This window comes from Marinomonas foliarum (assembly GCF_016906065.1).
In the GTDB taxonomy this organism is placed as follows: domain Bacteria; phylum Pseudomonadota; class Gammaproteobacteria; order Pseudomonadales; family Marinomonadaceae; genus Marinomonas; species Marinomonas foliarum.
Genome location: NZ_CP070273.1, coordinates 3,507,912 through 3,529,816, shown reverse-complemented (window position 1 = coordinate 3,529,816; position 21,905 = coordinate 3,507,912). Strand labels below are relative to the sequence as shown.

General features: G+C 43.0%; 19 protein-coding genes. 4 read left to right on the top strand and 15 right to left on the bottom strand.

Annotated features, from left to right (window positions below; all coding sequences use genetic code 11):
• Positions 1-20: 20 nt before the first annotated feature.
• The 9 genes from JSY38_RS16315 to JSY38_RS16275 form a co-directional block, all read right to left on the bottom strand.
• Complete coding sequence (locus tag JSY38_RS16315) at positions 21-1,169, bottom strand: D-alanyl-D-alanine carboxypeptidase family protein (protein ID WP_114412818.1); 1,149 nt, start codon at positions 1,167-1,169, stop codon at positions 21-23.
• An 81-nt stretch (positions 1,170-1,250) separates the two neighbouring features.
• Positions 1,251-2,126: a septal ring lytic transglycosylase RlpA family protein gene (locus JSY38_RS16310; protein ID WP_239544014.1), complete on the bottom strand. Its 876-nt coding sequence runs from the start codon at positions 2,124-2,126 to the stop codon at positions 1,251-1,253.
• Between the two features lie 46 nt (positions 2,127-2,172).
• Entirely contained in the window at positions 2,173-3,231 is a 1,059-nt protein-coding gene (gene mltB / locus JSY38_RS16305) for a lytic murein transglycosylase B (protein ID WP_239544013.1), read from the bottom strand.
• The gene (gene rodA / locus JSY38_RS16300; RefSeq protein ID WP_114412815.1) at positions 3,228-4,349 is read right to left on the bottom strand and encodes a rod shape-determining protein RodA; all 1,122 of its coding nucleotides are present in this window, start codon (positions 4,347-4,349) and stop codon (positions 3,228-3,230) included. Before rodA ends, mltB begins: the two co-directional genes overlap by 4 nt.
• Positions 4,339-6,222 (bottom strand): penicillin-binding protein 2, encoded by a 1,884-nt coding sequence (gene mrdA, locus JSY38_RS16295; protein WP_205114196.1) that lies wholly within the window; start codon positions 6,220-6,222, stop codon positions 4,339-4,341. Before mrdA ends, rodA begins: the two co-directional genes overlap by 11 nt.
• A 10-nt stretch (positions 6,223-6,232) precedes the next feature.
• A complete protein-coding gene (gene rlmH, locus JSY38_RS16290; protein WP_205114194.1) occupies positions 6,233-6,700 on the bottom strand; it encodes a 23S rRNA (pseudouridine(1915)-N(3))-methyltransferase RlmH in 468 nt (155 codons plus the stop codon).
• Between the two features lie 11 nt (positions 6,701-6,711).
• Complete coding sequence (gene rsfS, locus JSY38_RS16285; protein WP_114412812.1) at positions 6,712-7,065, bottom strand: ribosome silencing factor; 354 nt, start codon at positions 7,063-7,065, stop codon at positions 6,712-6,714.
• A 14-nt stretch (positions 7,066-7,079) separates the two neighbouring features.
• Positions 7,080-7,745 carry a nicotinate-nucleotide adenylyltransferase gene (nadD, locus tag JSY38_RS16280; RefSeq protein WP_205114192.1) on the bottom strand — a complete coding sequence of 222 codons (666 nt, stop codon included), beginning with the start codon at positions 7,743-7,745 and terminating at the stop codon, positions 7,080-7,082.
• Positions 7,735-8,994: a glutamate-5-semialdehyde dehydrogenase gene (locus JSY38_RS16275; RefSeq protein WP_114412811.1), complete on the bottom strand. Its 1,260-nt coding sequence runs from the start codon at positions 8,992-8,994 to the stop codon at positions 7,735-7,737. The genes nadD and JSY38_RS16275 overlap by 11 nt, the downstream gene beginning before the upstream one ends.
• A 129-nt stretch (positions 8,995-9,123) precedes the next feature.
• On the opposite strand from JSY38_RS16275, the gene tsaA reads away from it, so the two are divergent.
• Together tsaA and JSY38_RS16265 are read left to right on the top strand one after the other, a co-directional pair.
• On the top strand, positions 9,124-9,843 hold the full coding sequence (tsaA, locus tag JSY38_RS16270; RefSeq protein WP_114412810.1) for a tRNA (N6-threonylcarbamoyladenosine(37)-N6)-methyltransferase TrmO: 720 nt from the start codon (positions 9,124-9,126) through the stop codon (positions 9,841-9,843).
• An 11-nt stretch (positions 9,844-9,854) separates the two neighbouring features.
• Positions 9,855-10,103, top strand: coding sequence for a hypothetical protein (locus JSY38_RS16265; protein ID WP_114412809.1), 249 nt, complete (start codon positions 9,855-9,857; stop codon positions 10,101-10,103).
• A gap of 134 nt (positions 10,104-10,237) precedes the next feature.
• On the opposite strand, the gene rpsA is transcribed toward JSY38_RS16265, so the two are convergent.
• The 6 genes from rpsA to gyrA form a co-directional block, all read right to left on the bottom strand.
• Positions 10,238-11,920 carry a 30S ribosomal protein S1 gene (gene rpsA / locus JSY38_RS16260; RefSeq protein WP_114412808.1) on the bottom strand — a complete coding sequence of 561 codons (1,683 nt, stop codon included), beginning with the start codon at positions 11,918-11,920 and terminating at the stop codon, positions 10,238-10,240.
• A gap of 180 nt (positions 11,921-12,100) precedes the next feature.
• On the bottom strand, positions 12,101-12,784 hold the full coding sequence (gene cmk, locus JSY38_RS16255) for a (d)CMP kinase (protein WP_114412807.1): 684 nt from the start codon (positions 12,782-12,784) through the stop codon (positions 12,101-12,103).
• Between the two features lie 19 nt (positions 12,785-12,803).
• Positions 12,804-15,050, bottom strand: coding sequence for a bifunctional prephenate dehydrogenase/3-phosphoshikimate 1-carboxyvinyltransferase (locus JSY38_RS16250; RefSeq protein WP_205114190.1), 2,247 nt, complete (start codon positions 15,048-15,050; stop codon positions 12,804-12,806).
• Between the two features lie 23 nt (positions 15,051-15,073).
• Positions 15,074-16,195 (bottom strand): prephenate dehydratase, encoded by a 1,122-nt coding sequence (pheA, locus tag JSY38_RS16245; protein ID WP_114412805.1) that lies wholly within the window; start codon positions 16,193-16,195, stop codon positions 15,074-15,076.
• A 42-nt stretch (positions 16,196-16,237) separates the two neighbouring features.
• The gene (gene serC, locus JSY38_RS16240; protein ID WP_205114188.1) at positions 16,238-17,317 is read right to left on the bottom strand and encodes a 3-phosphoserine/phosphohydroxythreonine transaminase; all 1,080 of its coding nucleotides are present in this window, start codon (positions 17,315-17,317) and stop codon (positions 16,238-16,240) included.
• 75 nt (positions 17,318-17,392) lie between these two features.
• Positions 17,393-20,071 (bottom strand): DNA gyrase subunit A, encoded by a 2,679-nt coding sequence (gene gyrA / locus JSY38_RS16235; RefSeq protein ID WP_114412803.1) that lies wholly within the window; start codon positions 20,069-20,071, stop codon positions 17,393-17,395.
• Positions 20,072-20,393: 322 nt separating this feature from the next.
• Here gyrA and ubiG point away from each other — a divergent pair, with 322 nt between their 5' ends.
• Both ubiG and JSY38_RS16225 read left to right on the top strand, forming a co-directional pair.
• Positions 20,394-21,116, top strand: a complete 723-nt coding sequence (gene ubiG / locus JSY38_RS16230; RefSeq protein ID WP_205114186.1) for a bifunctional 2-polyprenyl-6-hydroxyphenol methylase/3-demethylubiquinol 3-O-methyltransferase UbiG — start codon at positions 20,394-20,396, stop codon at positions 21,114-21,116.
• A gap of 20 nt (positions 21,117-21,136) precedes the next feature.
• Positions 21,137-21,880 (top strand): YciK family oxidoreductase, encoded by a 744-nt coding sequence (locus tag JSY38_RS16225; protein ID WP_114412801.1) that lies wholly within the window; start codon positions 21,137-21,139, stop codon positions 21,878-21,880.
• Positions 21,881-21,905: the final 25 nt, after the last annotated feature.

Here is a 21,905-nt window from a genome sequence, read left to right as displayed (position 1 = left end):
TACCATTCGCCTATAAGGCCTTAAAACAAGTTCATAAAGAAGAGCTTAATTTTATCAAACATTCGCTTGAAGAAACCACCTTCTTCCACGGCTTCTAATGCCACAACTTGGCGCTCTAATAATATATTATCTTCAGAACCAACAACGATTTTCCCTAAAACATCACCGACCGCGATAGGAGCAACAATTTCTTTCTCCATATCCAACGTCGCTTGAATAGAGTTGCCTTGTTGACGAGGCATAGTCACTAGGACATCTTCTGAAAAGCCAACTTTTACATTTGGCTGGCTACCACCCCATACTCGAGCATTATTCACCACTTGTCCGCGGCTATAAAGCTTACGAGTTTCATAATATCTAAAACCATAATCCAACAGTTTTTGAGCTTCAGCCGCACGTGCAGCATCCGATTTTGTCCCCATAACAACTGTAATTAGGCGTGTACCATTACGTACCGCTGATGCTGCTAAACAATATCCCGCTGCCTCAGTGTGCCCTGTCTTCAGGCCATCAACAGTTTTATCTCTCCACAACAAACGGTTACGGTTTGGCTGGCGAATATTATTGTATGTAAACTCTTTTTCGGCATACATTTTATAGTTTTCAGGAAACTGCAAAATAGTAGCACGAGACAATTTAGCTAAGTCATGAGCGCTGGAATAGTGATCTTCTGCAGGAAAGCCTGTTGAATTAACAAAATGTGAATTTGTCATTCCAAGTAGCTGAGCATGCTGATTCATTAAATCTGCAAATGCAGATTCACTTCCTGCAACATATTCAGCGGCTGCAACGCTGGCATCATTGCCAGACTGAATAATAATACCGCGCATCAGGTTTTCTAAACTAACCTGAGTACCTTCACGAATAAACATGCGAGAACCTTCCATTCTCCATGCTTTCTCGCTAATGGTTACTTTATCTTCTAAAGATAAATTTCCACGAGCAAGCTCGTATTCAACAATATAAGCCGTCATTAGTTTCGTCAGGCTTGCCGGTGGCAAAGCTTGATCAGCATTATGCTCGACTAAAATATCTCCGGTATATGCGTCCATCAAAATATAGCTAGAGGCAGATAACTGCGGAGGTGTCGGGATCAATGAAGGAGCTGCAAAAATAGAGCTACTTACGAAACAAAATACGAGTGATAAGGTAACAAGGAGTTTTTTCATACTCAAAAAAATCGTCTTCTAAAAAATGTGAATAAATAATACTAGAGCATTAACCGAATCTCTAGCCCAAACAAATCGTGCCTACGGCACTAAAGCAACCCTGACAGGGTTGCCAAAGCCCTCTTGCTGTAACTTATTTTGCCAATCAAGCAATTCTTCAGAACTTTCAAAGGGACCGACAAAGACTTTATATAGACCATCGCTTTGCTTATTGATAACAACTTTTACACTGGTATCAAATGCCTCAAAAAGTCGGAGTTTTAGTTTATCTGCAGACTCCTCAGAACTAAATGCCCCCATTTGTAAGTGAGAAAAAGACAATTCAGTCTGAGAACGTTGAACATCAACTACCGGTGCTGTTAAAGCCTTAGCAGGCGAGGCTTTCAGCGGTGGAGCAGGTGCACTCACAACCGTTTCATCAGGGCGATAAGCTTGCCCTTGAGCAGGTGTTATCGCTTCAACCTTGACCCGGGCTAATCCTTTCTTATGATAGTCAAGACGAGCCGCTGCGGCATAAGAAAGATCAATTAATCGATCGCCATGAAATGGCCCACGATCATTAACACGAACAATAACAGAACGCTGGTTGTCGAGATTCGTTACCTTGAGGTAAGTCGGTAATGGCAAGGATTTGTGTGCCGCAGAAAAAGCGTACATGTCATATGTTTCCCCATTTGAGGTTTTATGACCATGAAACTTCTTTCCATACCAAGAAGCTGTACCTTCGGCTACATAGCCTTGAGCTGAGTCCATGACCCAATACTTTTTGCCCCAAACCTCGTAGGGACTTTTATTACCACCACGACTCTTTTGTTCCCACTTCGGCACCAAGTCTGGTAAATGGTCTACTTTTATATCACCTGTCGGAGCGTGATCCTGCAAAATAGAATAGCGACCGCCACCTGATGCTTTTTCATAATCTATATCATCTTTACCTAAAACATGACGTGTACTCATACAACCACTCAATACCAGCGAACTAATGCTGGCAATAAATAGTATGTTAATAGCTCTCATAGCTTCCTATACTCTCCGCAAGCTCAAGTACTGACATGGCATACCGCCTACTTGGGTTATAGTCCATGATGGTGAAAAAATTTTCGTAGGCAAGCCAATAAGACACATCTTCAGGTCCCGTTCTTAAAGCAATTAATCCCGTCTTTCGAGGAATAAAAGACTGTGCAGGAAGCACATTAAGTGCAGACCACTCAGTCATTTCAGAGCTAGGCTCTCTACCACGATTAATTAAATCAGCCACCTTATCTGGTTCGGCAACGTAAGCCATAACAAACCAAGGTTCTTTCGTCTTCCACCCATGATGTTTAAGGTAGTTAGCAACACTACCAATGGCATCAGCGTCAGATCCCCATAAGTCAATATGGCCATTTTGATCATAATCTACCGCCAACTTTTGATAATTGCTTGGCATAAATTGGACCATACCCATTGCACCACTATATGACCCTTTTGTGTCGCCAATGTTCCATCCCTCTTGGCGAACTAACAATAAATAAGCTTCCAGCTCGCTTTGGAAATAATCTTTTCGTCTTGGATAGTCAAACGCTAATGTCGTAAGTGAGGTAAAAACGTCTTTTGAACCAGTGATACTTCCGTAATACGTTTCTACACCAATCAAAGCAACAATAATATTAGGCTCAACGCCAAACTCTTGCTCAGCTTTACGTAGCCATTTCTCATTACGTTTGGCAAACTCACGTCCGGCTTTTGCTCTATCTTCGTTTACAAAGCGAGTTTTATACTCGTAATAAGGCGTAATAACTTCAGGTTGATTGTCTGATTTTTCAATAACCTTAGGCCGCACTTTGATCTGAGAAAATGCCAGCTCTAGGCGGTTCCTATCATAATTATGCTCTTTCACTAACCGGCTAATAAAGCGCTGAACCTCAGGATAACCTGCGTAAGAATCACCCCATTCTTTAGGCGTATCATCAAGCAGAGAATTACTGACTCCTGAGTCAGAAGGAAATGTAGAGTGATCCATACTACTGCACGCAGTCAGACCAAGCGCTAAAAATACAAATGCAGCTTGCTTAATCATCATCTTGCTCTTTTATGTGTTTGTATTGACATTAAAATCCCAAAGGTTGCCATGATGGTAATAATCGAGGTTCCACCATAACTAACGAGTGGTAAGGGTACCCCAACCACAGGGAGAATACCTGACACCATCCCAATATTTACAAACATATACACAAAAAAGGTAAGCGTTAAACTACCCGCTAATAAGCGCGCATAATTATCTTCAGCCGTGGCAGAGATATACAAGCCTCGAGCAATAACCAATAAATACGCCAAGATAAGAACACCACAACCTAGCATACCAAATTCTTCAGCAAGAACAGCGATAATAAAATCCGTATGACTTTCAGGAAGAAAGTCTAACTGAGCCTGTGTTCCCTCTAAGAAACCTTTTCCATATAAACCACCAGAGCCAATCGCTGTTTTAGATTGGATAATATTCCAACCGGACCCTAGCGGATCGCTTTCCGGATTTAAAAACGTCAATACACGTTGCCGCTGATAATCATGCATAAACTGCCATAACGTATAACCCGCTATAGGAGCTAACGCCGCTGCGCCCAATATATAGCGCCAGCCAAGTCCAGCAAGAAACAAAACAAAAATGCCAGACACAGCAACCAACAGAGAAGTCCCCAAATCAGGCTGCTTAGCGATCAGCAACACAGGCAATACTATAAGACCAAGTACGACCAATATTTGTTTAAAGCTAGGAGGAAGCTGTCTGTCAGAGAAATACCAAGCGATCATCATAGGCATAACGATCTTCATAATTTCAGAAGGTTGAAACCGCAGACCGCCAGGCAAAGCCAACCAACGTTGAGCGCCTTTTGCCCCCACCCCAAAAAACAGCACCCCAATCAAAAGCACTGAGATAAAAATAAATAAAGCGGGTGACGAACGTCGCATATATTTAGGAGGAAGCTGAGCCAACGCCAAACACACTAAAAGCCCAACAGCCAAACGAAACACTTGTCGCTCGACCATTTCGACATCCTGACCAGAGGCAGAATAAAGAATAAAAAGGCCGCCCGCTATCAACAATAATAGAGAGGCAATAAGCAGAATGTCTATATGAACCAGTTTCCATAGGCGGGCATTGGTAAAAGACAAGGCTCTACGATAAATACTATCCTTCATTCTTATTACCTTTTAAATAGTCATATCTGTCAGGGTAGTCATCATAAAGATACGCATCAAACAGAGCCCTACTTAAATCTGCAGGTTTGGAGCTACTGCCCCCATTTTCAAAAATCGCAAATATAGAAATTTTGGGCTGCTTGGCAGGAGCGAAACCAATAAATAAGGCGTGATCGTGTAACCTTTTTTCCAAGCTATCCGCATCATACTCTTGGTCTTCTTGTAAGCTAAACACCTGCCCAGTACCTGTTTTACCTGCAATCTCATATTCCGTCCCTTGCAAGCGTCGAGCCGTACCGTGCGAATCAGTTATTACTTTACGCATAGCAACAACCATTCGCTCCCAATTACGCTGATCTTTCAGCACAATATCGTGCTCGTCACCAAGACCATTTTCAAAAACAGCTGGTTCATCCCCAACTGTATTCGTCATACGCGGATAAAAATAATGCCCTCTGCTTGCAAGCGCAGATGTAGCGGAGGCAATTTGTACAGGAGTGGCCACCATAAACCCCTGCCCTATACCAACGTTTACAGAATCACCTGGGTACCAAGGTTCTTTATATTTGGCTTTTTTCCACTCATTAGATGGCAACAGACCATTACTTTGACCATTTAGGTCCAACAAATTACTTTGACCAAAACCAAAACGTGTCAAAAAATTATGGATTGGGGTAATCCCCATTTTATTCGCCAACTGATAATAATATGTATCAACCGATTCTATGATAGATCGCTCTAAATCAATCCAGCCATGACCCGTTCGCTTCCAATCTCGATAACGTCGCCCATCTGGATTAATCTGATAGTAACCTTTAGCAAAATAACGTTCAGTCCAAGAGGCAAAGCCATACTCAAGACCGGCAAGAGCCATAAAAGGCTTAATCGTTGATGCTGGAGGATAGCCGCCACGTAACGCTCGGTTAAATAAAGGGAGTTTTTTAGATTGACGAAGAACATTATAATCGTCGTAAGAGATACCACGGACAAACAAGTTAGGGTCATAACCAGGCTTTGATACCAAGGCCAAAATACCCCCCGTTGTTGGGTCTATTGCTACAACCGACCCTGTATAATCGCCTAACAGGTCATAAGCATACTGCTGCAGCCTTGCATCTAAAAACAGATGTAAATCTTTGCCTGGAGTTGGGTTCTGTCGATCCAACTCTGACATGATACGGCCACGAGCATTCACTTCTACTTTACTAAGGCCTGCTTCACCAAAGAGTGTTTTCTCGTAGTAGCCTTCAACACCTGTTTTACCAATAAACAAGGCGCCTTGGTAGGCCTGCCTGTCGACCGTTTCTAGATCTTTTGATGTAATCCTTCCCACATAACCGACAGCATGAGCAAATGCCTCTCCGTATGGGTAGTAACGAGTTAATTGTGCTTCAACTTGAACACCATCAAGCCTGTAAAGGTCAACGGCGACTTTAGCCCACTCCTCATCGGTTAGTTGAGATTTTAACGTTAAGGATTGATAAGGTCGGCGGTATTCTTTACGTCTGTCATCAAAGTCTTCCCACTCAGCATCACTAATTTCAATAATGCCAGAGAGCTGCTTTTTTAATTGAGAAAAGTCGTCTACTCGTTCAGGAGTGATGGTTAAACTGTGTATAGGTCGATTATCCGCTAAAATAACGTCATTACGATCATAGATTAAACCACGAGGTGGTGGTTCAGTGACCAACATCACCCGATTATCATCCGCTTTTGTCTGATAAAGGTCATGTTCTATCACTTGCAGATAGAACAGCCTAGCCATCAATATAATAGCCATTAACAAAACAAATAACGCAGCGGCAATCAAACGATGCTGAGTTAACCGCTGTTCTTGACGATAATTCCGAAAATTCTGATGTCGACGGCTCACCTGACCACCTTTACCTGTGATACGGGTGATTGTTCATCAGCGTCCAAGCACGGTATATCTGCTCTGCTAAAATAATTCTCACCATAGGATGGGGTAACGTTAAACGAGACAAAGACCAAACCTGATCTGCTCGCGATGTACACCTTGGGTCGAGGCCATCAGGACCTCCAACTAACAAGCTGACATTGTAGCCATCCATACGCCACTGCTCAGTTTGGTCTGCAAGCTGCTCTGTAGACCATTCTTTACCAAGGACTTCCATTGCAATGACCTTGTCGTTTGAAGGAATTGCCTCAAGCATGGCATCTCCTTCTTTGCGAATTGCCTTAGCTATATCCGTATTTTTCCCACGTGGCGACATTGGAATTTCAACAAGCTCTAATGCAAAGTCTTTTGGAAGACGTTTTGCATACTCATCATAACCTTCTGTCACCCACTTAGGCATTTTACTACCAACAGCAATTAAACGAACACGCATTACAAAAAACCTTAAAGTTGTTCTGGTTTAATATCCCACAGCTTTTCAAGATCATAAAACGCTCGAGCTTCTTCAGTCATCACATGAACAACAACATCATGCAAATCCACCAAAACCCAATCACTGCCCATACCACGACCTTCCGAACCTAACGGCTGAAGACCTTTACCTTTCAAATGCTCAAATACGTTTTGGCCCAAAGCATTCACATGACGCTTTGAAGTACCAGTACAAATAACCATGTAATCCATCATATCAGTATGATTTCCTACATTTAGCACTGTGATTTTATCACCTTTGACATCTTCCAATGCTTCAACAGCAAAAGCCAAAATTTGATCTGCTGTGAGGTTAAGCTGACTCATATAATTACGTTACCCTATCGATATAATTGATGTTGTTCTATATAGTTTTGGACTGGTTCTGGCAACAAATAAGCAATAGACTCGTTTTTACGAGCCAACGCCCTAATCATGCTAGAGGATATCCCCAAAGGAGTGAGAGTCTCGAACCAGACCCGCCCTGAGGGCGCGCATTGTAACTCATGCGACGAGGCGGCACGATAGTTTTCGCAAAAACCGCTCAATTCAGAGATTAGGTCAGGCTCCCAACCAGGACGTGACACCACCAACAAATGAGCATATTGGATAATCTGCTGCCAATTATGCCAAGTTGGAAGGGATAAAAAGCTGTCCATTCCTAGCACCATAATGAGTGATTCATCTGGACCTATTTCGCTCCGAAGATCTCGTAATGTATCGATACTATAACTTGGACCTTCCCTATCAATCTCACGAGAATCGACACTCAATCGAGCATCACCAGATACTGCAAGCCTAGCCATTTCAAGTCGTTGCTGAGGCAAGACACTTGGTCGATCTTTGTGCACAGGCTGAAAACAAGGTATTAACCTCAAAGCGGAGTAGTGGTAGCGATCTAAAATCTCAACCGCTGTTCTTAAGTGACCATTATGAACGGGATCAAATGTCCCACCCATAATAGCCAACCCAGAAGTCTTTACATTATCCTTAAGTCTAATTGTCACGAGTATGACCATCGCCAAGTACAACATACTTCTGACTGGTCAACCCCAACAATCCTACAGGGCCACGAGCATGAATTTTGTCAGTAGAAATACCAATTTCAGCTCCAAAACCATACTCAAAACCATCAGCAAAAGATGTTGAAGCATTCACCATCACTGACGAAGAATCCACTTCCGTCATAAAAGCACGTGTTTTTGTGTAGTTCTGCGAAACAATTGCGTCCGTATGGTGAGACCCATACTTATTGATATGAGCAATCGCCTCATCCATATCAGACACAATCTTAATAGATAACTTAGGGGCCAAATACTCTGTATACCAATCTTCTTCTGATGCAGCTTCAATGACAGAGCCAATAGCACGAGCTTGCTCACAACCTACTAGAGACACATCTTTTTCCTGCAAAGCAGTCACTAACTTAGGCAAAATATCCCCAGCAATTTCAGAATGAACCAGCAATGACTCCATTGCATTACACACACCGTAGCGGCGGGTTTTAGCGTTCATGGCAATAGCATAAGCCTTTTCAAGATCCGCCTCACTATCAATATAGACATGACAATTACCATCAAGATGCTTAATCACAGGTACACGTGCATCCTTACTAATGCGCTCAATCAAACCTTTGCCACCACGAGGGACAATAACATCAACGAACTCAGGCATAGAAATTAACATGCCAACCGCTTCACGATCTGTCGTATTAAGAACTTGCACTGCATGCTCTGGCAAACCAGCAGCGATGACACCTGCCGTTACAGCCTCAGCAATAGCTTGATTGGAATAAAATGCCTCTGAGCCGCCACGTAAAATAGTGGCATTTCCAGATTTCAAACAAAGACTTGCCGCATCGATGGTCACATTTGGACGAGACTCATAAATAATACCAATAACCCCTAAAGGCACACGCATCTGACCTCGCTGAATACCAGACGGCAAGAACACCATGTCTGATATTTCCCCGATTGGGTCAGGTAAAGAGGCAACTTGTTTTAGCCCTTCAATCATGCCATTAATACGAGCATCATCGAGCAACAAACGATCCAACAAGGCAGAATCCAAACCTTTGACACGGCCATTTTCCATGTCTTTTTTATTCTCTTCTATCAATCGAGGTCGCGCGTTTTCCAAAGCGTCTGCCATAGCAAACAGAGCCATATTCTTTTGCTTTGTGGATGCTTTAGCAAGAAGGCGAGAAGCCGCCCTAGCTTGCTGACCAATTTGATTCATATAAGATTCTAAAGACATCGTTAATCTCTAATAAAAGTAAAAAGAACACACTAGACACGCAAAAAATCGCGATCTATTTCATCAAGACAGTATACTATCACACTATTTTTATTCATTTAGTGCAGATTTTCATGAAAGGATAATCCATTGATCCCCCAAAATTCTTTTACTCTCAACACTATTGGTATAATACATTCTTGCTACAAAGAAAAATTTGGCATTCCACGCCAACCAGGATTAGTTACCGAAGCAACAGCAAAGCTAGAGCTCATCCCTCCATACAACCGGCTTGATACAGTAGACGGGCTAGATGGTTTTTCTCACATCTGGATACAATTTATTTTCCATGCCTGTCTAAACGAAAACTGGAAAGCTAAAGTTCGCCCTCCACGCTTAGGAGGCAAAGCTAAAATAGGGATATTTGCAACTAGAGCAACTCACAGACCCAACCCGATAGGCCTGTCAGTGGTAAAAATTGGGCGAATTTATCAAGAAGATCAGCGCGTATTTATTGATCTATATGGCGCAGACCTGCTTGATGGCACACCTGTTCTAGATATTAAACCCTATTTACCTTATGCCGATAGCATCAGTAACGCTGAAGGCGGCTTCGCTCCGGCGCCTGCCGAAGTCCAAAAAAAACCCGTCATCTTCTCAGTAGAAGCCAAAACACAGTGCGAAAGATATGAAGATTTGCACAACAAGAAAATAACCACTTTAATAAAACAAATAATAGAACAAGATCCGAGACCATCTTACCTATCCGAACAAGTGGATAGAGAACATGGAATCCAACTATGGGACATGAATATAAAGTGGTGCGCAAGAAATGACCATTTTGAAGTTCTCAGAATAGAGCACGAATAAGTGAGCCAATCATGAACAAGAAGCAGCTTTTAAATACCTACAAAAAAATCGACTCATTCAACGAGAAAAAGGTAGATAGCTCAGTAAAACCAGCCATTTATCGCTCAGAATACGATGAGCGCCTCATTAAAGACTTTCACTACGCAAAGTTTCAAAAAAATCTTCAAAATGCTCAAAAAAGTGACACCCTTAAAGCCTTACTCAACAAAGAAGATTGGAGCGAGGAAGACACAAACACACTATTAGAATCATTGCGCTAACCAACATACACAACACCTATACCCATGGTTATCCACATGTTATATGTATAGTTTCTCTGTCAATAATTTCTAAAAAATATGCAAAAAAAAGCGGGCCTAGGCCCGCTTTTTTATTACAACTAAAGAATCAAAACTTAGTTTTGGTTTTCTAGTTGTGCTTTGATCAAATCACCGATAGTGGTAGGACCATTAGATTCAGCTTGTTGCTTCTCAGAATGAGATTTCAACGCTGCTTTCTCTTCAGTAGCATCTTTCTGCTTGATAGAAAGAGTAATAGTACGAGCTTTACGATCAACGTTAATGATCGCTGCTTCTACTTTATCACCTTCTTTCAATGCAGTTGTTGCATCTTCGATACGTTCACGGCTGATTTCAGATACTTTCAAAGTAGCTTCAACGCCTTCAGCAAGAACAACTACAGCACCTTTCGCATCAACTTCAGAAACAGTACCATTAACGATAGTGCCTTTGTCATTTTCAGCAACGAAAGCTAGGAACGGATCTTCTTCTAGTTGTTTAACACCTAGAGAAATACGCTCACGCTCAGCATCGATAGACAATACAACTGTTTCTAGCATATCGCCTTTCTTGTATTGACGAACTGCTTCTTCACCAGTTTCGTCCCAAGATAGGTCAGATAGGTGAACAAGACCATCAATACCGCCATCAAGACCGATGAACACACCAAAGTCAGTGATAGACTTGATTGCGCCAGAAATCTTGTCGCCTTTATTGAAAGAAGTAGCAAACTCTTCCCATGGGTTCATTGTACATTGCTTGATACCCAAAGAAATACGACGACGCTCTTCATCAATGTCAAGAACCATAACTTCAACTTCATCACCGATCTGAACAACTTTAGATGGGTGAATGTTTTTGTTAGTCCAATCCATTTCAGAAACGTGTACTAGACCTTCTACACCTTCTTCAAGTTCAGCGAAGCAGCCGTAATCAGTCAAGTTAGTTACTTTAGCAGTTACCTTAGTATTTTCTGGGTAACGAGCTTTAATAGCTACCCATGGATCTTCACCCAACTGCTTAAGACCTAGAGATACACGGTTACGTTCACGGTCGAATTTAAGAACTTTAACGTCGATTTCATCGCCAACAGCAATGATTTCGCTTGGGTGCTTAATGCGTTTCCAAGCCATGTCAGTGATGTGTAGAAGACCATCAACACCACCAAGATCAACGAAAGCACCGTAGTCAGTAAGGTTCTTAACGATACCTTTAACTTCTTGACCCTCTTCAAGAGAAGCAAGCAATGTTTCGCGTTCAGCGCTGTTAGTCGCTTCCATAACGGCACGACGAGAAACAACAACGTTGTTACGTTTTTGATCAAGCTTGATAAGTTTGAACTCTAGATCCACACCTTCCAAATGAGATGTGTCGCGGATTGGTCGAACATCTACCAAAGAACCAGGCAAGAAAGCACGGATATTTGCGATATCAACTGTGAAGCCACCTTTGACTTTACCATTGATAACACCGTGAACAATGGCGTTTTCTTCGTAAGCTTTTTCAAGAACAGACCAAGTTTCTGCACGTTTAGCTTTTTCGCGAGACAATTTAGTCTCACCGAAACCATCTTCAACAGCATCAAGTGCAACTTTAACTTCGTCACCGATGTTTAAGTTGAACTCACCACTTTCCGTTAGGAACTGAGAACGAGGAATTACGCCTTCAGATTTAAGACCTGCATGAACAGTTACCCATTCGCTGTCAATATCAACAACGATACCAGTAACAATTGAGCCTGGCGCCATTTCGACGGTTAACAGGCTTTCTTCAAACAGTTCTGCGAAGCTTTGAGTCATTGTATTTCCTATATAGTTGGCCTATAAAAGAACTAGGCCTTATCCACATTGCCAGCAAATGTGGGTCAATTTTTTTGAATGATGCGACAAAGGCTTGCTGGCACCCTTGCCGACTTGAACAACATTTAATCTATTCTAGCACATTCTAGGTACAAAAAAGTAGACGCGAAAAAGAACAGATTATACAAGACCCGCTTTTGCTGTTTCAGCAAAAATCATCTCGACAACCTGCTCTATGGTCAAATCTGTACTATCTATAACTAAAGCGCCTGCCGCAGGCACAAGAGGAGCAATTGCTCTGTTCGCATCGCGCTCATCACGTTCTTTAATCGTCTTAACAAGTTCGGCTAGATTAACAGCTTCACCTTTTTGCTGCAATTGCTGCAAACGCCTTTGCGCTCGCTCTTCTGCAGACGCTGTTAAAAATATCTTAATCTGAGCGGAAGGAAAAACAACTGTTCCCATATCTCGCCCATCAGCCACCAAGCCTGGCGCCTGTGAAAAGGCACGTTGACGTAGCAACAAACCTTCACGAACTTCTGGAATGGCCGCCAATTTAGAAGCACAATTACCAACATCTTCAGTTCGAATAGCCTGTGTTACGACCTCCCCCTCTAGAATAATTTCAACTTTACCTTCTTCTGACTGCACAAACTGTATGTCTAAATGCTCAGCTAAAACCTTTAGCATCTCCACATCATCAGAAGACATACCATGATGCGACACTGCAAGAGCAAGTAAGCGATATAAAGCACCACTATCTAGTATGTGCCATCCCAGCTTTTCTGCGATCAATTGACTTACGGTACCTTTACCGGCACCACTTGGACCATCAATCGTAATAACTGGGCCTTGGTTGATCATAACTATTCCTCTTAAAAAACTATTGCGCCACAGAGCAATGAAAACCTAATTGCAATGCAACACTCTCCAACTCATTAAATTCTTCTAATAATTTTTGACAATCATTTACTTTTGTTACGGATTGACTACGCGCACCCAAACTAAGCATAGCAAGTGCCAGCCTATCATCTCCGGCGCAATCCAACTCACCACCCTGAGGAAAGCCCCCCTTGATCAACAAATCACCCTGTTCATACTCGCAAGCGATTTTCATAGACTCAAGGGCGTCCACCAAGGCCAACACTCTATCTTCATAGTAATAAGGTAAATCACCAACACCTTCTAAACAGCTATCGCCTTTCGCGTACGCCGCTGCTACACAAAGCAAAGGCAATTCATCTCTAAGCTGATAACTCTGCTCTGCCGATAAAACAAACGCTGACAACTCGGCAAAGCCTGCCTGTAACTTGCCTTCATATAGACCCGACTCAGCCAGTGGAGGTATTACCACATCCGCACCGATAGACATTAAAAATGACAAGAAATCGAAAGAGACAGAATCAAGCCCAACATTTTCGATAGTCAAATCAGATCCAGGCAGTAAGCTTGCCAACAAAACAAGCCATACAGCTTCATACTCATCACCAGACAATACAATATCCGTACCAACTAAAGGTACTGGAGGAACGTTAAAGCCCTCGCCAGATTTTGTCATATTCTTACCGAAGCGTTGCAACAAAACCTCGCAATGAGATAGCCCTGGCAACAAGGGCTTTACTCGCCCCATTTCAGGAGAATACAGAGCCGACAGAAATGCCGCCATTAGCAAATTCCCAGACCCTGTTTTCAAATTAACATCGACATTTAAAGAGTCGCCTGGAGACAGGGTGACAGGCAAACAATCCGCCACCTCAGATACTACAGAGCCCCCCATCTTGCGCAACAAAGAGAACAAGTCACTCATCGATTGATTAAGTAATTTCCCCTCAGCAACGACTGATACCGCAAAAGACTGCCCTGCCAATACAGGCAACAGTAAATATAGACTTTCTCTCGATTCATGCACATTAATTGGGGCTATCGGTGCCTTTAAACCATATAAACCCACACCATGAATTCGTACACAATCAGCCGATACCTCCTCAATGACCACTCCCATATCACGGAAAGCCTGCATCGTAATACGAACATCGCCAGTCAAATCAATATTCTTTACTTCACTTACACCGACCGAAAGCGCAGCTATAGTAATGACTTTATGTGACAAAGATTTGTCACCCAATAAAGAAATATTCCCTTTTATGGCCGAAGCTGGCAAAACAGAGACAGAAACAGGTCGCACCTCTTTTGCCGAGCCAATTGTACGTTGCTCCAACAGTCGAAGAAAATGATCTCGCGCAGACTTTGCTCGAGTAAAAACACCGAACATGCTTGCGCCATCACCCTGCTCAATAGCAGCACGCATATCAGCAAGACGATCCGTAAAGTGATCCAATGTAGCCAGAGTGGCATCTTTATTGGCCATAAAAACGTCGCGCCACATCACAGGGTCACTGGATGCAATGCGAGTAAAATCACGGAATCCACCTGCCGCAAATTTGAATATATCTTGACTACGCTCACCACTTGCCAAGGCATCCACCAAAGTGTAAGCCAACAAATGTGGCAAGTGACTAGAAGAGGCTAATACATGATCATGATGATTAACATCCATACTCACAACATCAGCACCAACCGCACGCCAAATACGATGCAATCGATCCAATAGCGTAGGATCACTGTCTGGCAAAGGAGTCACAATCGCCATATGCTTTTCAAACAACTGCGAATTCGAAGCCAAAACGCCACTTTTTTCGGCGCCAGCAATAGGATGACCAGGAATAAAATTAGCGGGGACAAAACCAAAAACACGACGCACAGATTCAACAACACTGCCTTTTGTGGAGCCCACATCAGTAACAAGGGTTTTTTCCAACAGCAATGGCTTAAGGTCAGCTAAAACGGACTCCATCGCTCTTACTGGTGTAGCAAGAACAATAACATCCATCTGTGACACATACTCATGTGAAAGCTCTGCCGGATGATCAATAACACCAGTTGAAACCCCTAGTGCCAGCTCCCCCTCTCGGCGATCCACCCCGTAGAGCGTGGCCAAGCCCCGCTCTTTTAACGCCTTAGCAAATGAGCCGCCTATCATGCCAAGACCGATAATCATGACATTTCCAAATTTCTTTTTTTCTTGCAGCGTCACATCTAAAAACGCCTGAAATTCACTTTCACCAGTCAAAGCACAACACTCTTATCAATTTACTAAAGCACAGCCACAGGGTATGAACCCAACACTTTCACTTCTGACGCCCGTTCACGCAACTCATCTATAACTGCGCGACACTTATCATCCAAATGATGACCAACAAAGTCGATATAGAAGATATATCCCCAACGACTCATCAGTGATGGGCGCGTTTCCAAGCGCGTCATATCGACACCGTGTCGCTCGAAAGCCTCAAGCAATCGATACAAGGCACCCGGCTCATTTTTCGCACTAATCAATAAAGAGGTCTTATCTTTTCCGCTTGGCGGCACATCTTCATTACCAACGATTAAAAAGCGCGTTGTATTGTCCGGACGATCTTCGATATTGGCAGAGACTTTAAGCAAGCCATACAACTCACAAGCAACCTCGCCAGCTATTGCCGCGATTGCACGACCACTACGACCCGCTTCAGCCGCTAAACGAGCAGCTTCTGCATTTGAACTCACAGCAACACGCTCTACATGTGGCCAATAGCGATCCAACCAAGCGCGACATTGCGCTAAAGACTGCTGATGTGAATAAATATGTGTCACATCATCAGAGTTGATATTCGGACTCACTAATAGATGGTGATGAATACGCTCTTCAACCTCACCGCATATTTTTAAGCGTGAATCCCGAAAACTGTCTAACGTATGATTAACAACACCTTCTGTCGAATTCTCAACTGGCACGACACCATAATTTGCCGCGCCAGATTCAACTTCACGAAACACTTCATCAATAGCAGCCATAGGCGCACTAATAATAGACTTACCAAAATGCTTTAGTGCCGCTTGCTGAGTGAAAGTACCTTCCGGACCTAAAAAAGCAATACGCATTGGTTTTTCAAGCGCAAGACAGGAAGACATAATCTGACGAAATATTTTCGCCATTTCTTCATTTCCCAAAGGCCCTTCATTTCGATCCATCACTCTACGCAAAACTTGCGCTTCACGCTCAGGACGATAAAAGACAACCGACTCATCACCTTGCTCAGCTAATTTCACTTCTGCCACTTTCTGCGCGCAGCTAGCACGCTCATTGATCAGCAGTTGTATTTGCGAGTCAATAGAATCAATACGATCGCGCAATAAAGGCAGCGTATCTGGTACCGCTTGTTTAGAATTCGACATGCTATTTATTATCCGTAGACGTTATTATCTCTAAAAAAGGTATTATTTATGACGCTCTTCGAAGTCGCGCATAAAATCGATTAACGCTTGAACCCCTTCCATTGGCATAGCGTTATAAATACTTGCACGCATACCGCCAACAGAACGATGGCCCGCCAAAGTACGCAAACCAGCCGCCTCAGACTCTTTTAAGAAAAGAGCTTCAAGAGATTCATCCGCCAAGATAAAAGGCACATTCATACGAGAACGGTAAGCAGGGTCAACTGGGTTTGAATAGAACCCACTAGAATCAATGAAGTCGTAAAGAGCTTGCGCCTTACGAATATTAATCGCTTCAATCGCCTCAACACCACCCTGCTCTTCCAACCACTCAAACACCAAGTCAGCCAAATAAATAGCAAAAGTTGGCGGTGTATTAATCATGGAATCATTGGCTGCTAAATTCGCAAAATTCCAAATAGAAGGCACACTATCGCTACAACGAGCCAGCAAGTCCTTACGAATAATACAAATCACGACACCAGCAGGCCCAACGTTTTTTTGAGCACCAGCATAAATAAGGCCATATTTGCTTACATCAATTTTGCGCGACAAAATAGTTGAAGACAAATCAGCAACAATAGGTAAATTTGTTTCTGGCAAATCGGCAAACTCTACACCACCAATCGTTTCGTTTGAGCACAAATGTAAGTAGGCAGCATTTTCATCCAGGTTTAAATTAGAAAACTCAGGAACCGTGGTGTAATTTTGCTCTTTTGAAGAGCCAACCACGTTAACCTTCGTATATCTTTTAGCTTCTTTGATGGCTTTCGAAGACCAAGCCCCTGTATCTAGGTAGCAAGCAGATTCAAAACCATTTACCAAATTTGCAGGTATCTGAGCAAACAAAGTGGAGGCACCACCCTGAACAAACAAAACCTCATAATCATCACTAATATCAAGCAATCGAGATAAACGAGCTTTGGCAGATGCCAATATCGACATAAACTCAGCACTTCTGTGACTCATTTCCATAACAGAAACACCAACACCATGCCAATCAAGCATTTCAGCTTGAGCTTTTTTCAATACCGCTTCAGGAAGCGCTGCTGGACCAGAACAAAAATTATATACTCGGCTCATCCCGCCTATTACCTCTAGTATTTTTCAGGACCTATCTACAACAAAAGCGACGCACCTAAGTGCGCCGCTTATTTTCTATTCCGTATCAGTATCAGGAATGTCCGGAGACTCGTCACCATCACTTGGTGCCTGATCAATGACTGCATCACCTGCTTCATCAACCACAATGCCTGCCTCGTCATCTTCAACGACACGCTCAATACCAACCAAATGCTCATCATTGGTCAAACGAATCAGGGTAACACCTTGAGTATTACGACCTTGGCATGACACTTCCGTCACCCGAGTACGAACTAATGTACCTTGATCGGTAATCAAAATAATCTCATCGGTTTCATCAACCTGGGCAGCACCAACAACAGGGCCGTTACGCTCAGACACCTGAATACCGATAACACCTTGACCACCACGCCCATACACTGGGAAGTCTTCTACTAAAGTACGCTTGCCGTAACCATTTTCACAAGCCATCAGTACAGCAGAACCTTCTTGAGGAACAATAAGCGAAACAACCTTAGCGTCTTCATTTAAGCGAATACCACGAACACCCGCCGCTGTACGACCCATTGCACGAACATCAGACTCTTTAAAGCGAATTGTCTTACCAGAAGATGAAACCAACATAATGTCATTTTCACCATTGGTAACCGACACACCAACTAATTCATCAGTTTCGTCTAGGCTAAGCGCAATCAAACCTGTTGAGCGAGGGCGAGCAAAATGCTGCATCGCTGTTTTCTTCACTGTGCCGTTTGCCGTTGCCATAAAGATATAGCTGCTTGCTTCAACAATTTCGTCTTCAGAAACGTCTTCTTCAGACTCAACTTCAGCTTCAATCACTGGCAAAGGCAATAATGCGGAGATGAATTCACCTTCTCTTAGCGGCAACAAGTTAACAATAGGACGACCTTTTGCACTACGGCTAGCCACTGGAATTTCGAACACACGCAACCAATAAACTTTACCAAGATTACTAAATAGCATGATGGTGTCATGACTACTGGTTACTAATAGATGCTCGATGTGATCTTCGTCTTTCATGCTCGCAGAAGATTTACCACGACCACCACGACGCTGAGCTTGGTACTCAACTAGTGGCTGAGATTTCGCATAACCAGTGTTTGAGATCGTCACTACCATTGGCGCTTCATCGATCAAATCTGCAATCGTCAAATCCTGACGAGACGTTAAGATTTCTGTGCGACGAGCATCTCCAAATGTATCGCGAACTTCTTCTAGCTCTTCGCGAATAACTTCCATCAAACGGTCTGGATCAGACAAAATATTCAGCAACTCACCGATAAGCTCGATTAGGGACTTATATTCGCCCAATAACTTATCGTGTTCCAAACCTGTCAAACGATGTAGACGCAAGTCCAAAATCGCTTGAGCCTGATCTGGTGATAAATGGTAAGCACCATCAACAAAACCATAACCTGCTTCAAGATCGTCTGGGCGACATGCGTCAGCACCAGCGCGCTCCAACATGGCAACCACATTACCCGGTTCCCAAGACTCGCTAACAATTTTTTCTTTTGCTTCTGCAGACGTTGGAGATGTACGAATCAATTCAATAACACGGTCGATATTAGCAAGTGAAACTGCTAGACCTTCAAGAATGTGACCACGCTCACGCGCTTTACGAAGTTCGAAAATAGTACGACGGGTAACCACTTCACGGCGATGTTTAACGAAGCACTCAAGAATTTGCTTAAGGTTAAGTAATTGAGGGCGACCATCAACCAAGGCCACCATATTCATACCGAATACGGACTGAAGCTGTGTTTGCGTAAAGATATTATTTACAACCACATCAGGGTTTTCACCACGACGTAATTCAATAACGATACGCATACCATCTTTATCAGATTCATCACGAAGCTCACTGATGCCTTCCAGTTTTTTCTCTTTCACTAGCTCAGCGATTTTTTCGATCACTTTCGCCTTGTTTAACTGGTATGGAATTTCAGTGAAAACGATGGACTGACGATTGCCTTTTTCCATGTCTTCAAAGTGATGGCGAGCACGCATATAAATACGACCACGACCTGTTTTATAAGCTTCTATAATACCTGCACGACCATTAATAAACGCCCCTGTAGGGAAGTCTGGTCCAGGTATATGGTCGATAAGTTCATCAATGGTTATGTCAGCGTTATCAATAACAGCAAGACAGCCATCAATAATCTCACCAAGATTATGAGGTGGGATATTAGTTGCCATACCTACCGCGATACCAGCTGAACCGTTTACCAATAGTCCAGGAACACGCGCAGGCAATACTTCAGGCATAAATTCCGTGCCATCATAGTTAGGCACGAAATCGACGGTTTCTTTCTCAAGGTCCATCAGAAGATGATGAGAAATTTTCGCCATACGAATTTCGGTATAACGCATTGCCGCAGCACTGTCACCATCGACAGAACCGAAGTTACCTTGACCATCGACCAAGGTGTAACGCATTGAGAAAGGCTGCGCCATACGAACAATAGTATCGTATACAGCGGAATCACCATGTGGGTGATATTTACCGATTACATCACCGACGATACGCGCCGATTTTTTGTACGGTTTATTCCAATCATTTTTAAGTTCATTCATCGCAAATAGAACGCGACGGTGAACAGGCTTTAACCCATCTCGTACATCAGGTAATGCTCGGCCTACAATAACGCTCATTGCGTAATCTAGGTAAGATCCCTTAAGTTCATTTTCGATACTGACGGGAATAATTTCTTTGGCTAATTCACCCATAGATACAATCGATCCTTATGCCTTGGAGTCAAAAAGACTCCCTAATATCTTTTTATAAGCGCTGCATTGTAACATAAGGAAATAAATAACACCCCTTCAAGGAGCATGTTTTGTTGCTCTATATTGCAATTATAGAAACCGTCTACTAAACAGTCTCATCAGACAAAGTAAGTTTGCTATTGGTCACCCCTTTAGTTGGCGCTATACTAGAAAAAAGCGCATTTTTAGTTAAAGCTCACAAGAGACGACAACAAAGCAGATCACGCAGCTCAATACATCGAGCTTACTGCCTTTAGCAACCTTAAAGATGGATACAAAACAAATGACCAACACCCAACAAAACAACGTAGACCTAAATGAAGTTGCAAAATTTGAAGCACTAGCAAGCCGGTGGTGGGATACCGAGAATGAATTTAAACCTCTGCATGATATCAATCCGCTACGCACCAACTACATAAACGAACGCGCTGACGGTCTAGATGGTAAAAATGTTATCGACGTCGGTTGCGGCGGTGGCATCCTGTCAGAAGCAATGGCAAAACTTGGTGCAAACGTTAAAGGTATCGACATGGGTGAAGCTCCTCTTGCTGTAGCAAAACTACACAAAGAAGAATCCAAACTCGACATTGATTATGAAAAAATCACGGCAGAAGAAATCGCACAACGAGAAGCCGGCCAATACGACATAGTCACCTGCCTTGAAATGCTAGAGCATGTACCTGACCCATCCTCGGTTATCAAAGCCTGCATGACGTTGGTAAAACCTGGCGGACACGTTTTTTTCTCCACCATAAACAGAAACCCAAAAGCCTACTTATTTGCAATCATTGGCGCCGAATACATTCTAAAAATGCTTCCAAAAGGCACCCATGACTATGCTAAATTTATTCAGCCAGCTGAGCTTAATAATTATGCAAGGTTAGCGGGTCTAGAAGTCTCTCATATGACGGGATTAACCTATAACCCCCTCACAAAAGTATACAAATTAAACGACAAAGATGTATCCGTTAATTACATGATGCACACTCAAAAAATTAACGCCTAACCAAGGCATAAGGAGGAGATATGTTTGATTATCAAGCCCCAAGCCAACTACTTAAAAACAAGGTAATCCTTGTTACTGGAGCAGGCGATGGCATAGGCAAAACCGCCGCCATTACTTATGCAAAATATGGCGCAACAGTTATTTTATTGGGCCGCACCACCAAAAAACTGGAAGCGGTGTACGATCACATAGAAAAACTAAATTATCCTCAGGCGGCGATTGTACCTCTCAACCTTGATGGTGCAGCAGAACACGACTATGTAGAGCTTGCTAACACTATTGAGAGTGAATTCGGCCATTTAGATGGCATTCTACACAACGCCAGCCTCTTAGGTGATCGAGCACCAATAGCAAGCTACGATCCAACGCTGTTCGAGCAAGTTATGCGTGTCAATGTCACCAGTCAGCTACTACTAAACCAAGCCCTCCTCCCTCTAATGCAGAAAGCAGAACATGCATCTATTGTTTTTACATCGTCTGGCGTTGGCAGGAAGGCAAAAGCTAATTGGGGAGCGTATGCTATCTCAAAATTTGCAACTGAAGCCATGATGCAGCTGTTTTCCAGCGAATTAACAGAACTCTCCCCAAACATTAGAGCAAATGCGATCAACCCTGGAGCAACAAGAACCAGCATGCGCGCCAACGCCTACCCAGAAGAGAACCCAGAAAACTTAGCAACAGCAGAAGACATCATGCCGTTATACCTTTACCTTATGGGCAATGACAGCCTTGATATCAACGGGCAATCTTTAGACGCCCAATAAACCATAAAGATGCAATGTGCTTCAG

Excerpts from the sequence above, each read along its gene's own strand:
- JSY38_RS16315 (WP_114412818.1), bottom strand. The coding sequence starts at position 1,169 with ATGAAAAAACTCCTTGTTACCTTATCACTCGTATTTTGTTTCGTAAGT.
- JSY38_RS16310 (WP_239544014.1), bottom strand. The coding sequence starts at position 2,126 with ATGAGTACACGTCATGTTTTAGGTAAAGATGATATAGATTATGAAAAA.
- mltB (WP_239544013.1), bottom strand. The coding sequence starts at position 3,231 with ATGATGATTAAGCAAGCTGCATTTGTATTTTTAGCGCTTGGTCTGACT.
- rodA (WP_114412815.1), bottom strand. The coding sequence starts at position 4,349 with ATGAAGGATAGTATTTATCGTAGAGCCTTGTCTTTTACCAATGCCCGC.
- rlmH (WP_205114194.1), bottom strand. The coding sequence starts at position 6,700 with ATGCGTGTTCGTTTAATTGCTGTTGGTAGTAAAATGCCTAAGTGGGTG.
- rsfS (WP_114412812.1), bottom strand. The coding sequence starts at position 7,065 with ATGAGTCAGCTTAACCTCACAGCAGATCAAATTTTGGCTTTTGCTGTT.
- JSY38_RS16275 (WP_114412811.1), bottom strand. The coding sequence starts at position 8,994 with ATGTCTTTAGAATCTTATATGAATCAAATTGGTCAGCAAGCTAGGGCG.
- JSY38_RS16265 (WP_114412809.1), top strand. The coding sequence starts at position 9,855 with ATGAACAAGAAGCAGCTTTTAAATACCTACAAAAAAATCGACTCATTC.
- rpsA (WP_114412808.1), bottom strand. The coding sequence starts at position 11,920 with ATGACTCAAAGCTTCGCAGAACTGTTTGAAGAAAGCCTGTTAACCGTC.
- cmk (WP_114412807.1), bottom strand. The coding sequence starts at position 12,784 with ATGATCAACCAAGGCCCAGTTATTACGATTGATGGTCCAAGTGGTGCC.
- pheA (WP_114412805.1), bottom strand. The coding sequence starts at position 16,195 with ATGTCGAATTCTAAACAAGCGGTACCAGATACGCTGCCTTTATTGCGC.
- serC (WP_205114188.1), bottom strand. The coding sequence starts at position 17,317 with ATGAGCCGAGTATATAATTTTTGTTCTGGTCCAGCAGCGCTTCCTGAA.
- gyrA (WP_114412803.1), bottom strand. The coding sequence starts at position 20,071 with ATGGGTGAATTAGCCAAAGAAATTATTCCCGTCAGTATCGAAAATGAA.
- ubiG (WP_205114186.1), top strand. The coding sequence starts at position 20,394 with ATGACCAACACCCAACAAAACAACGTAGACCTAAATGAAGTTGCAAAA.
- JSY38_RS16225 (WP_114412801.1), top strand. The coding sequence starts at position 21,137 with ATGTTTGATTATCAAGCCCCAAGCCAACTACTTAAAAACAAGGTAATC.